The sequence below is a fragment of the Desulfuromusa ferrireducens genome, assembly GCF_055389805.1.
Genome location: NZ_AP042415.1, coordinates 3,499,864 through 3,512,517 on the forward strand (window position 1 = coordinate 3,499,864; position 12,654 = coordinate 3,512,517).

At 46.6% G+C, this 12,654-nt stretch carries 14 protein-coding genes; 9 read left to right on the plus strand and 5 right to left on the minus strand.

The genetic code is table 11. From position 1 onward, the window contains the following. Positions 1-16: 16 nt before the first annotated feature. The 5 genes from ACZ5PT_RS15650 to ACZ5PT_RS15670 are packed head-to-tail and all read right to left on the minus strand — an operon-like array spanning position 17 to position 5,287. Positions 17-679, minus strand: a complete 663-nt coding sequence (locus tag ACZ5PT_RS15650) for a DotU family type IV/VI secretion system protein (protein ID WP_464263959.1) — start codon at positions 677-679, stop codon at positions 17-19. A gap of 2 nt (positions 680-681) precedes the next feature. Further along, positions 682-2,073 carry a type VI secretion system baseplate subunit TssK gene (tssK, locus tag ACZ5PT_RS15655; protein WP_464263960.1) on the minus strand — a complete coding sequence of 464 codons (1,392 nt, stop codon included), beginning with the start codon at positions 2,071-2,073 and terminating at the stop codon, positions 682-684. Between the two features lie 46 nt (positions 2,074-2,119). After that, complete coding sequence (locus ACZ5PT_RS15660) at positions 2,120-2,632, minus strand: type VI secretion lipoprotein TssJ (RefSeq protein ID WP_464263961.1); 513 nt, start codon at positions 2,630-2,632, stop codon at positions 2,120-2,122. Between the two features lie 7 nt (positions 2,633-2,639). After that, positions 2,640-3,377, minus strand: coding sequence for a hypothetical protein (locus tag ACZ5PT_RS15665; RefSeq protein WP_464263962.1), 738 nt, complete (start codon positions 3,375-3,377; stop codon positions 2,640-2,642). Continuing rightward, positions 3,374-5,287 (minus strand): hypothetical protein, encoded by a 1,914-nt coding sequence (locus ACZ5PT_RS15670; protein WP_464263963.1) that lies wholly within the window; start codon positions 5,285-5,287, stop codon positions 3,374-3,376. The genes ACZ5PT_RS15665 and ACZ5PT_RS15670 overlap by 4 nt, the downstream gene beginning before the upstream one ends. Positions 5,288-6,371: 1,084 nt before the next feature. On the opposite strand from ACZ5PT_RS15670, the gene ACZ5PT_RS15675 reads away from it, so the two are divergent. The 9 genes from ACZ5PT_RS15675 (at position 6,372) to ACZ5PT_RS15715 (ending at position 12,437) form a co-directional block, all read left to right on the plus strand. Further along, on the plus strand, positions 6,372-7,235 hold the full coding sequence (locus ACZ5PT_RS15675; protein ID WP_464263964.1) for an ArdC family protein: 864 nt from the start codon (positions 6,372-6,374) through the stop codon (positions 7,233-7,235). A gap of 256 nt (positions 7,236-7,491) precedes the next feature. Continuing rightward, positions 7,492-7,992: a JAB domain-containing protein gene (locus ACZ5PT_RS15680; protein ID WP_464263965.1), complete on the plus strand. Its 501-nt coding sequence runs from the start codon at positions 7,492-7,494 to the stop codon at positions 7,990-7,992. 421 nt (positions 7,993-8,413) lie between these two features. Further along, a complete protein-coding gene (locus tag ACZ5PT_RS15685) occupies positions 8,414-8,746 on the plus strand; it encodes an ArsR/SmtB family transcription factor (RefSeq protein ID WP_464263966.1) in 333 nt (110 codons plus the stop codon). Positions 8,747-8,808: 62 nt separating this feature from the next. After that, complete coding sequence (locus tag ACZ5PT_RS15690; RefSeq protein WP_464263967.1) at positions 8,809-10,116, plus strand: permease; 1,308 nt, start codon at positions 8,809-8,811, stop codon at positions 10,114-10,116. Between the two features lie 17 nt (positions 10,117-10,133). After that, complete coding sequence (locus ACZ5PT_RS15695; RefSeq protein ID WP_464263968.1) at positions 10,134-10,367, plus strand: thioredoxin family protein; 234 nt, start codon at positions 10,134-10,136, stop codon at positions 10,365-10,367. 5 nt (positions 10,368-10,372) lie between these two features. Then, a complete protein-coding gene (locus ACZ5PT_RS15700; RefSeq protein ID WP_464263969.1) occupies positions 10,373-10,717 on the plus strand; it encodes a thioredoxin family protein in 345 nt (114 codons plus the stop codon). Positions 10,718-10,729: 12 nt separating this feature from the next. Then, entirely contained in the window at positions 10,730-11,431 is a 702-nt protein-coding gene (locus ACZ5PT_RS15705) for a cytochrome c biogenesis CcdA family protein (protein WP_464263970.1), read from the plus strand. A gap of 66 nt (positions 11,432-11,497) precedes the next feature. Next, the gene (locus tag ACZ5PT_RS15710; RefSeq protein ID WP_464263971.1) at positions 11,498-11,911 is read left to right on the plus strand and encodes a nitrophenyl compound nitroreductase subunit ArsF family protein; all 414 of its coding nucleotides are present in this window, start codon (positions 11,498-11,500) and stop codon (positions 11,909-11,911) included. A 73-nt stretch (positions 11,912-11,984) separates the two neighbouring features. Beyond that, positions 11,985-12,437, plus strand: coding sequence for a rhodanese-like domain-containing protein (locus ACZ5PT_RS15715; protein ID WP_464263972.1), 453 nt, complete (start codon positions 11,985-11,987; stop codon positions 12,435-12,437). Positions 12,438-12,654 lie beyond the last annotated feature (217 nt).

The following is a 12,654-nucleotide window of genomic DNA, read 5'->3' on the forward strand; positions in this document are numbered from 1 at the left end:
CCCATTTATCCCTGAATCAGAAACTTGCAACCTTCATTTTCAGAATCAGAGTAAAAATCAAAAACAGCAGCACAAACAACAGGACCGGCCCGCCCAGAAAGCCGAGTGTTGATGGTGAAAAACGCCATTTTTCACTCTTCAGTGGGATCGATTCGGCTTCAGCCGAATAGGCCTGCGGAAAGAGATCGGACCTTTCCAGCGAGGGGATACCGACCGAACTGCCGGTCAACAACTTCAGGTTGGAGGACTTCAACTGGTTGAGCAGAAACTCATCCCCCTCCTGGCAGTAGCGCCCCTTGAAGCCGATCGCGAGGCAGAGATAATAAACTTCGCGTACATCCCCCTGCTGTAGACCGAGATTGTTCAGACGCTGATAGAATTCTTCCCCGGCAGCAGCCGTTTGGTAATACTCTCGTTGCAGTGGTTTCAACTGCCAGCGCCCCTTATCGTGCCAATTTGAGCTGAGCACGGCTTCATCGATCCAGGCGCAAATGGCAAACCGGGCCTGATCATAATCCTCCTGGCTGACGAGCTCTTTCTTGACATAGGTTTCGCTTTCATTGAGCAGACGACGGACGTCTGCCATCAACTGATCGAAAGAGACCTGGTTGTTGGCATCGGAAGCCAGAAAATAACTGACATAAGCGACTGTCTCAGAGAAGCAATCGGTCATTCGCATAGCTAATTCCTCCCGACAACCATCAGCTCGACCTTCAAATCTTCAGGCGCTGAATCCCAGTAAAGAGCAAGGTTTTTGGCCTGCTGAACGTTGGCCCAAGGATCGCTGTGGTGATCAATTTTAAAATAGAGGCAATTGACCCGTCGTGGCAATTCTTGCGGGGCGACCGGTAAATGTTCCAGGCCGATACCGGGAAGTGCGCGGGCAATCATCAGTGGCAAGGTTTCACGCGAAGCCAGCTTGGCGATCCCTTGTAAAATATCGATTGTCTGCTTGGGGTCTTCTTCACTCTCAACGACCAGATAGAAACGATTACGCCCGTCAAAAATCGCTGGCTGGAGTTCTGCGGCATAATAGGTGCCGTCATAGCTCAGATTGATGACATATTCTGGGCCGGCGGTGATCTCGTCGAGCAACCGGGTTACGGTGGACTGAACATCTCGAAAGCATTTGGAGAGATTACGGTGATCATAATTTTCAAGCAGCGACTCACCGTCGGTTGTTTTTCCCATGACATTGACGCTGCTGGAAAAGGTAGAGAGTTCTCCGATCAGTTGGCGGATGACGCCATAGACCGGCCAGGGATGGGTCTGCTGAGCACTGAGCATGGAGTTCAACTGGGGGATATAACGATTGAGAGTCCGCAGTGCCAACAAGTAAACCATATCCCTGGCCCCGAACTCTGCAGTATGTATTCCTCTTTGCTGTTTATAGTCCTCCAGCTGCCGACCACGACTGGCGATCTGATCGCTGATTTCCTTTACGATTTTCACCAGTGGTGTAGAGCTTTGGATTGTAACTGCCGGTGGGATAAAATCTGGAGAGAGGATGATTTCATCCCCCTGCATTTCCAATTGGGCTAGCGGCAAAAGAGAAAAGTTCGCCGCCTGCTCTTTCTCGTTCGCAAAAAAAACCTTCAACTGAAAATTGAGCTTTTTTATCTGTCCACTCGGTCCGGTCTGGTAGAGATCTGCGATTTCCTCTGGTTCACTGGCAGCGACGAACCTCGACGAGAGTTCGAAGAGCTCTTCCGGCTTGGAAAACTCGCTGACATTACCGCCTTCATGATCAACTTTTCGCAGACCCAGAAACACCATGAGAGGCTGGTCTTTATCTTTCCAGTTTTCTTCGAAAGAACGGTTTTCAAGGACCGCATTGCCAGGAAAAACAGCATAGCTGCAATCGGGAAAGAGGAATTCACCCTGTTGCACATCAAAGCAGAGATTGTTCAATGCAGTTCCTGAGATCTCCAGTTTGATCACACCCCAGAAGTACGGGCCGAGAAATTTGTAAAGCGGCGTCAGCAGAGACTGATGGTAGAAGTCCGTCAGTTGCAGATGCTGAGGTTGGAGAAAAAGTCCCTGGTGCCAGAAAATCGGTCTTTCAATGCCCATTCTGGTTCCCCCTAAGCGGTCAATTATAATTTCGGATACTCAAACGCTAATGATCTATTTGCTGCGGACCTAGCTGCAGGCGCAGATTGAGACGATCAAGATCGTGAATTTTAGAAAAGAAGCTCCTCTTCACCGGAACTTCATGCAACTCGATGATGCCCTCTTTGTGCAAACTGTAGTAACCGGCAACGATACCGACAAACTTGGTCCCCTCTGCCCTGTCGACCAATAGGGTCCGATTTTCTCCGGGATGGATGAATTCTTGTTGCGACACTTTAACCGCCGGATCGAAGCGCTTACATTCCAGCAAATCATAAAGACCATTCATATCGTTGGTCAGTTGTTTAAAACTGTTCGGATCACTCAGCTGATAAAGACAGAGCTTCAAGGTATGAGAAACATTCTGGTGCCAATTCAATTGTTGATCGGCGGCAACGTCGACGCGTATACACTCTTCGCAAAAAGTTGCGGCGACCATGGGTGCCCCAGGAGATCCTGCGCAAGCTGAAAGACAGGCTAAAAAGCCGAATAAGCAGATCGATTTGGCGATATTCTTCATAATAACCTCATTTTTTTGCATAGATTTTCTGACAGTTTTTTTCAAACTCCCTCAATAAGGCTTCCGTGATCAGGCCAGTTTTCAACCAGTTTTCCAGGGTTCGATGCTTTTCCTCGTATATCTTGAACATCTCGGCCTTTTGAAATGGCCCGATCTTCAAGCCACCAGTTAAAGATTCTTCAATCTTACGCGGATCGAGTTCTGTGAGCATTTCCGTCATTTTGATCATCGCCGCATCCTTGAATGCCTCATGCATGATCGAAAAAGCCTCCTTGATCTGAGCCAGGTAGTTATGCAGAGAGATCGATTCGGCTGAATCATCGACGTTGGACCTGATAACCAACCGGATGGTTTCGGTGTCCGAGATATGCCCCATAAAAGTCGCATTGATCCCGAGAATAAGCTCGTTGAGAGTGTCGAACACTGTGTTTAAAGATTCCGCCAAACGTTCTATTAACTCTTCCGCAGTACAATCAATCTCTGAACTATTTTTCCCTAGTAAAAGCGGCACCAGCTTCGAAAGTGCATGAGTATCAAGCGGAGCAACAGGCACTTCGGATGAGGCCGTCTCTGCTTGGAACTTCTGGGCTATTTTCTCAACCAACGCAACCTTCGTTTCAACTGTTTCATCAACAAAGCAGTTCTGCAGATAATCCTCGATTGCTGCTGCAGCATTCCGGGGATCTGAGCGATAGAGTTGAGTAATTTTAGCCTCTATTGTTTTGTCATCTACGTGACTAATCAATGTCTCCTCTTTAACCTATTAGCTAATTCTTCAGGATTCAGGATAACGGTTTCGTCCGCTTCGTCTTGCTTTTCAACTTTATTTTGCGGGTCGGTATTTTTGTCGTTAGTGGGCTGAACAGTTACAACCTGGGTCTCTAAGACCTCATTTTCAACCTGTAGAATTACAGTCTTATCAATCTCGTCTTCACTCCCCTGAGCTGATATAACCTTTGGCTCATCCTTTTGAACCGGCTCTGATTCAATTTCGAATTTCTCTGCCGCGGACTCAATATCACCAGTATCCGTCGTAAGCCATTTATCCCTAATGCCAAATAACAACTCGCTAATCATTGTATTTTTAACCCGCGGTTCAGCAGAAGACGCCACTGACGGCAACAGGAACAGGCCGTTTTTCACCTCTGCAATAAGACTCTGCAACTCATCCATAAGCTGTCCTGCATGCCATCCTGACTGTTGATTCTGACAAGCTTTTATTACATCCCAGCCAAGCTGTAATGCACGGTCCCAGAACAATTGCCATTGACTACAGACCTGCTGTCCCAACGGATTCCAGAAAATGTTCTCTGCTGCCAATAAATTTTTACTGAATCCAGAAGGAAACTCTTCGGTAAGTGGTTGTTTGACTACTGAGGACAGAAAGCTTCGAATATCGTCCATTGATTGTTGTTGATTCATCAGCAGTGCAGAAAACCAGATCAAGACAAAGGAATGGAGGCGAAGAGAAAGAGGTAAAAAAGAAGAAGGTTCAGACATGACACCAAGGCTGCCGCCAAGCGGTTTGACTGAAAAATTCCACAGACTGGGCAAGAGATTATGACTGGCAAAGAAATCAACCCAAAACTGATCCAGTGAAATTTCTAAATCTGAATGCTTTTGTAAAACGTCTTCCGATAATGCGAAAAGAGCCAATTGATGCAAGTAGTTCAACTTCAAAAAAAGGACTTCGAGAAACCATTTATCACTATTAAAAAAGAGAAAGTTGCTTTTACCAATCTCACGTTGCTCTATTACTTCGAGACAGTTGAAGCGTCCAGGTTCGAGAGTTGGATCGATAATTTTCTTAAGTTCAGAAATCTGAGCACCTGAAACCAATCTCAGAAAATCTAAGCCATTAAGAGACATGGCATCAAATGCAAACATGTAGAAATTATAAAAAGAAAACGGAACAATCCTTTGCAAAGCATAAGCATCACGACCGAAACATTCTTCAACCTTATCGCAACTGGCGCACGGTAAAAAATTCGCGGAAGAATTATCTTTCAACAACTCACCAAACCATCGAATCAGCTGAAAACGATCAAAAACAGAGACCGGGTCGGTATCTTCTCGTTGATAAGTATAAAATTTATTATCTGTGCACTTTGGACAATGCAGATAACGTTTCAATGATTTTGAATAGGGCTGCAGACCCGAATCAGAGAGATAATCATCCTGTGAACATTGTTCGAGGAGGATTCCACAATCAGGGCAAGGAGGATGAAAAAATTTCTGTTTAAGCTGACAATAGAAAAGGGAGCGGAAAGGAACAAGAGAACCATCGCTCATATTTTGACATGACATATCGATAAATGCAGTTTGACGTACATCATTTGAATAAACTGAATAATTGTTTTGCCAATTTGCGTCGATAGAATAATTAGAAACTTGTTCAAGAATATTCCCGGCATAACAATAGGAATCTTTCTGCTGCAACAGAAAGATATCTTTTACTTTTGAGCCAGTTTCTGTAACCAACTGGCCTCGAAGCATCCGAGTAAAGGGATTAGAGTTTGAAATTATCTGAAGTGTGGCCTGGTTTATAGACTTTGAGTTTGAATCTAAAGGGTGGATATATAAATTTAAAAGAACGGCATTATTCTCTCTGTTGAGCCAAGGGAGTAGAGATTGGGGAGAGCCGTTATTTTCCACGCAATATCCTCACATATCTCTTGAAGGAAGATATTTTCAGGGTGCAAGCAGCATAAGAGTCACGAACAAAGCATTGCTGCGTTTAATCTTTAAGTGAAAATGAGTAAGAACAATTACAAGCTCATTCAAATATCAACGTAATTTCAACGATCATCATGCTCAAAATTAGGCAACTCTAAATCTAATTAAAACTATGTACATATTGAAAATGCTACTAAAAACTGACCAACTGTCAAGATGAGACACCGATTAACATCAAACAGATAGGCAGACGACTGGTGTCTCGTGAAGTGGGGTAAGTCCAGAATCATAGCAAACCTGCTATTAGACATAGAAAATTCATTGATTAAAAAAGGTGGGGTTAGGCGTTTATTCGATAAGTTTTGCTGATCACAGCGCCGGTTTACAAAAAGTTAGACAAATACTTTAAATTTCGGGAAAGCCATATGGCCCATTCTGGGCCATATGGTGGCGGGAATCGACCCCACACCAACCCCTGCAATTTCAGCTGCTTACATATTCACATAAAAAAAAGTGTCCACATTAAAAAAACCGGCACTCGTAAGTAGCCGGTTTTTTTAATGTTTTGGTGGAGGTGGCGTCCATCACATAAAACAAGTTAAGTATCTAACATTACTAACGTAAGGGAGACTGACAATAAGAGCTTTACTGCATAACGTACTGCAACAGCATTGTTTTAATCAGGTGGATTCCCTGTTTCTCCATCGACCTTAACTATTTCACGTCGCCTCTTTCTCTGACTCACCTTCCTGCGCTTTTATTGATTCTATTATTCCCCGCGAATTCTCGAATATCGTCTGGGCTCTTTCCGTTGTGAGGATATGTGCTTCAAAGCCCAATCCACAAAGCATGGATCAAGCAACCAGAATATCAGCGGCACGAGCAAACACACGACAACCCACACTACCCTCCACCATTGCAAAACATCTGATTAAATCAGTAATTACATAGCCTCCTGCGATCTTCTACATAAAGTCATAACCCCTTTTATATATCGGGAAATAATACCCACATAACCGCAACTCATCAGTCACGACTGTGGGTTGTCAAAGGAGGGTTAGCTATGAACATATACGAACAAGTCACCGCTAGAATTATGGAAATCTTAGAGACTGGAACCGTTCCCTGGAAGAAACCTTGGAGCTCCAGTAAGGGGGCAAGGAACCTCATAAGCAAGAAGCCTTACCGAGGTATCAATCAGTTCTTACTGAACTGTTCACCCTATGCCAGCCCGTACTGGCTCACCTATCGTCAGGCTACGGAGAAAGGTGGTCACGTCCGCCAGGGTGAAAAGTCGACAGCCATTGTGTTCTGGAAATGGCTTGATTGCAAAGTGCCTCCGGGTGAAGAGGACAATGAAGCCACAGGGAAGGTTCCTCTGCTGCGATACTACAACGTATTCAATCTGGAGCAGATCGACGGCATTACAACCCCAGTAGAGGTGCAGCCCGTCAATCCCTTCTCACCCATAGAGCAGGCGGAACTGGTCATCAGAAACATGCCGTACAGGCCGATCATCCTGTACGGTAGCGATCGAGCCTGTTACAGCCCCACGCTCGACAACGTGAAGCTACCCAACCGTGAAGCATTCAAATCGCCGGAAGAATTCTACAGCACTGCCTTCCATGAGCTTGGTCATTCCTCTGGCCATTCCTCACGCCTGGGCCGTAAAGGCATACTTGAACCCAGCTACTTCGGCAGCCACGATTACAGCCAGGAGGAACTTGTTGCTGAGTTTGGTTCATCCATGCTCTGCGGCTTTGCCGGTATCGAGCAGCAGACACTTGAGAACAGCGCTGCATATATCCAAGGCTGGCTGAAGGCGCTGAAGGGCGACAAGAAGCTTGCCATCGTCGCTGCAGGACAGGCACAGCGAGCTGCCGACTTCATTCTGGATATCCAGAGTACCGACGATCAGCAGAACTAGACTTAGCAAACATTCAAAGAATGTCGCTTGCATGCTCCTGCACCTCCCGTAGAGGCGCTACAGGAGGAAGCTTCCATCCAATCTAAGGGGGTAAGCCAGGGCTGCTTTGTGTTGATGCCTGACAGAGCCCTGGAACACATTATTCAAGGTTGCGCAAGTCGACGATCAGCAGAACCAAAAACTCAACAAACATCATTCCGCGAGAAAGGGGCAGGCCATCAGGCTGAGCCCCTTTTCGCTTTAAAGGAAACCAGCCATGACCATACAAACATTATTCTGTGAGAACGATGGCAAGCAGATCCGCAGCATTCGGATGAAGGTGATTCGGCCAGTCTGGGAGACGCTGACGATCAATGAAGTTGCTTCAGGCTACCTCGATGGGCGCGCTAGATTTACATCTTCCCACGAAGTTTTCGCGCTTTTCAACTTTCTGAAGTACGAGACAAAGGAGCATTTTCTTGCGCTGCACCTGGACAGCAAGAACCGGATTCTCTGCCTGGACAAGGTGTCGTCAGGTTCCCTAAATGCCTCGATTGTTCATCCTCGAGAGGTCTTCAAGACGGCTCTTCTCAGCAGTGCTGCAGCGATTCTGTTTATTCACAACCACCCCAGCGGAAATGCTGAGCCCAGCAGAGAAGACCTGGAACTGACGACCCGACTCAAGCAGGCTGGAGACCTGCTGGGCCTTCGGGTGCTGGACCACATCATCATCGGCGAAGACCGATATGTTTCTTTAGCCGACAAAGGACTCGTTTAAACCATCCTGAAAAGAAAGCCGCTGTCATTCACTGCCAGGGCGGAAATCCGTGTCTTAAATATCCCTAGGTGATGTAAGAACGAGTTGCAGTAATGACATATAAGAAAGCCCCTGCCCTGAAAGCCAGGGAGGGGCTAATATTTACTGGAAATGGTGATTTATCAGACATCCGCCGTCTTCTCAAGGTTCCTATGGATATATGACAACCCAGCTCTTTAGTTTGCCGGATAACGCGGACCCGCATGACCACATCTTCTGAGTAATGGAGAAACTCGCATCAGGTATTTGCGGCTGCTCTATCTGAGAGCGATATTTCTCTTTTATTGTTGATCGCCAGCTAACCCCGTTAACGGAAGATATTTTACCGCTTGACATTCCTTTGCTATTTGGCTAAATTGCCAAGCAGAAATGGAGAAACGCAATGTACCAACAACGAAAAAAACATTTTGAAGTACGAGCAAAGGTTTTGAAGGCGATGGCCCATCCAAGCCGATTGTTTATGATCGAAGAGCTAGAAAAAGGCGAGCGCTGTGTTTGTGATCTGACCGAAATGATCGGAGCAGATATCTCGACTGTTTCTAAGCATCTATCGGTTCTTAAGCAGGCTGGCATTGTTATTGACGATAAACGAGGGAATCAGGTTTTTTATCAATTACGAGTGCCATGTATTTTGAACTTTTTTGGTTGTATTGAATCTGTTTTGGAATTACAGGCAGATGATCACGCTGCTACGCTTGCTGTGGTGGGGAAGTAAATAGTTCGTCGCTATTTTTTTGCCCATCTATTTGGCAATTTAGCCAATAAGGAAACATCATTATGAATTGGAAAACTGAATGGAAACCTTTGTTCTGGATCATTGTGATTTTCAGTGGGTGTTTTTTTCTCCCTATTGAAATCCCAAGGGTTCAGGGTGCGATCATGGAATCACTGTATCTGGTTAAATGGTATGCCAGAGAACATGTCCTGCTTTGTTTAATCCCGGCTTTCTTTATCGCCGGTGCGGTTGCTGTTTTTATCAGTCAAGCGGCAGTAATGAAATACCTGGGACCGAACGCGAAAAAGGTCCTCGCCTATGGCGTTGCTTCAGTTTCTGGGACGATTCTCGCTGTTTGCTCCTGCACCATTTTGCCACTCTTTGCTGGAATCTATCGGATGGGAGCAGGGCTCGGTCCGGCATGTGCCTTCCTTTATTCTGGTCCGGCGATCAATATTCTGGCAATCGTCCTCACCGCTCGCATCCTTGGCCCGGAAATGGGTATTGCTCGTGCGGTTGGCGCTATTGTTTTTTCCGTCGTTATCGGTCTATTGATGCACTTTTTCTTCCGGCATGAAGAAGCTGAAAAAGCGGCCGCCGCTCCAGTCATGGGGGACGAGGATGGCGGCCGCCCGCTGTGGCAAACCGCTCTCTACTTTGCCTCCATGGTCGGGATTCTGGTGTTTGCTAACTGGGGGAAAACTGATCAGCCTACTGGGCTCTGGCATGAGATTTACGTTGCCAAGTGGTGGGTCACCAGCGGCTTCTCCGTCGCTTTGGCGGTTATGCTGGCAACTTGGTTCAATATAGGTTTTGTCCGCATTCTGCTGGCAAGTATTCCTGCGCTTGTGATGGCGATCATTACACCGCAGCACCCTGAGCTTGCTTTTACCTTCGGAGTGATCGGCCTGTCGGTGCTCAGCAACCTGAAAAGTAATCGTGATGGCGAAATGGGGCAGTGGTTCGAGGAGAGCTGGGATTTTGCCAAAAAGATTCTGCCGCTGTTGTTGATCGGTGTGCTGATCGCTGGAGTTCTGCTTGGACGGCCGGGGCAGGAAGGATTGATTCCATCCGAGTGGGTTGCATCGCTGGTTGGCGGTAATTCGCTCGGGGCGAACTTGTTTGCCTCGGTTTTCGGTGCTTTTATGTATTTTGCAACCCTCACGGAAGTACCAATATTACAGGGTTTGATGGGCGCTGGCATGGGTAAAGGACCAGCACTGGCTCTGTTGCTAGCCGGCCCGGCGCTCTCATTACCGAATATGCTGGTTATCCGGAGCGTGATGGGAACAAAAAAGACGGCTGTGTTTGTAGTACTGGTTATGTTGATGGCAACCATGAGCGGGTTGTTTTACGGAGCATTTTTCTAAATTCAAGGAGACAGATAATGAAAAAGATCCAAATTCTCGGCACTGGTTGTGCCAAATGTCAGAAGCTTGCAGAAACCACTAAGCAGGCGGCAGATAACCTCGGCCTCGATTACGAGATGGAAAAAGTGACCGAACTTAACCAAATCATGAGCTTCGGCGTAATGACCACGCCAGCGCTTGCCGTCGACGGCAAGGTGCTGGTCACCGGCAAGGTTCCGAGTCAAGCTGACCTCGAAAAACTGCTCGGGTGAGGTCGATGATGAAAAAAATATCATTGTTGATTCTGCTGAGTTTCTTGCTGACTGCATCAGCATGGGCAGAAAGTTTGCCCAAGCTGGTCGATGTTGGTGCCGACAAATGCATCCCTTGCATCAAGATGGCACCGATCCTCGAAAAGCTGAGAGAAGACTTTACTGGCAAGATGGACGTTAAATTTGTCGATGCCTGGAAAAACAGGCAAGAGGCAGCTGAGTATGGTGTCCAGATGATACCGACCCAGATATTCTACGCTGTAGATGGCAAAGAACTCTATCGACATACAGGTTTTTACAGCCGTGAAGAAATCCTCGGCAAATGGCAAGAACTCGGCTACCAATTTTAGGGGTAACGGCTAATGATCGAACAGATGATGGGAAGTTTAAGCCAAGCTGTCAGTGGTGCACCGCTGATTGCTTTGTCAGCTGCTGCCGGTTGGGGTGTTCTGAGTATCCTGCTCTCTCCCTGCCACTTGGCCAGCATTCCGTTGATTGTTGGTTTCATCGATAATCAGGGGACGATGAGTACCCGCCGGGCGTTTTTTATTTCCAACCTGTTTGCCGTCGGCATTCTGGTTTCTATCGCTCTGATCGGTCTGTTGACTGCATTGGCCGGCAGGATGCTCGGTGATCTCGGCCCTTGGGGGAACTGGATGGTCGCCGGTATTTTTTTTCTTTTCGGTTTGCATCTCTGGGGACTGATACCGATGCCCTGGTCTGGACCGGGCCAGATCGGTATGCAGCGCAAGGGCCTGTTGGCGGCATTGCTTCTTGGACTGATTTTTGGAGTTGCTCTCGGCCCCTGTACTTTTGCTTTTATGGGGCCGGTCATAGGTGTGGCTTTGACCGAAGCGAGTGAAAGTCTGACCTACGCAGCTTTGTTGCTGCTCGCCTATGGGGTTGGGCACTGTGCGGTGATTGTCTTTGCTGGGACCTTTTCCGAATCGGTTCAACACTACCTTAACTGGAACGAGCGCTCTAAGGGCACTCTTTGGATCAAGCGGTTGTGCGGATTGCTGGTTATCGCTGGCGGTGTCTGGTTGATCTATACGGCTCCATGATGAAAATTCCGATTAGGCTGTTAATGCTATGGGTGTTTTTATCGAATCACTGATATAGGACTTGTCATGTTTGCTGCCTTTATTAGATTAGCACAAGCTCTCCTGGTGTTGCTCTGCTTAAGTAGCACTTCTTCTGCTACCGTTATCGTCAATTATTTTCACGGAACGGTTCGCTGTGAAACTTGCTTGATGATTGAACAATTCGCTGAAAATATTTTGCAACAAGAGTTTGCAGATGAAATGAAAACAGGACTTTTGATCTTGCAACCGATCAATATTAACTTCACTGAAAACAAGCACTTCATTGACGAATATGCTTTGACTGCAAACGAATTGGTCGTTTGTATAAAACAGGACCAATCGGCATTTATCAAGGTGTCGGATACTTGGCAGTTGGTAAATGATTATCAAAAGTTCAAATCGACCCTATCTAGATTCGTTGTGCAAGCTTTGGAACGGGATTCCAAAAACAGGAATTGATCAGTCGTCGATAACAGCTTTGTAGTACTCACTGAATGGTCCAGCGGACTTTCACTATTAATGGGATCCGAATATGAAAAGATTTACTTTTGCCCTGCTGACAATGTTCATGTTGAGCAACCCTTCTTTTGCCAGCGACAATATGCTGGAAGATTATGTCAAAAACTACAATTACGATGCCCGTCTGGAGATGAAAGTCAGCAGTAAGAAGCTGATCGACATGCTCGAAGACGGTAAGGCAGTTCTGGTGGATATTCGTTTCAAAGAAGAACAGCAGGCGTGGGGGCCAAGCTTTGCTCTTAAAATTCCTCTTAACGAGCTTCCTGCACGACTTGATGAATTGCCCAAAGACAAAATCATCGTCACGGCTTGCCCCCACAAAGATCGGGCTATCATTGCTATGACCTATTTACGCTCCAAGGGGATTCCCGCACGTTATCTGACTGATGGGCTGACTGGCTTGTCGGAGAATCTGCGTGGCGATGCCGCACTCTATTTTATGAAACTGTTGCCCAAACAGAAATGAAGCAGGAAGGATTATAGGAGCGTGGAGTCGTGCCAAGTGCATAGATATCCTTTTCTCAATAGACCTCTTAGCCTGAAAGAAGTTCGGGTTCGCATACCTGTACCGGTTACGGAGGAAGATATACGGCCTGTATTTGTAAAGATCTGTAAAGGTTTCACTGATGTTGAAGGATCTGTGCTAATAAGCAGTAGCAGACTGGGCAAACTACTCTTAATAC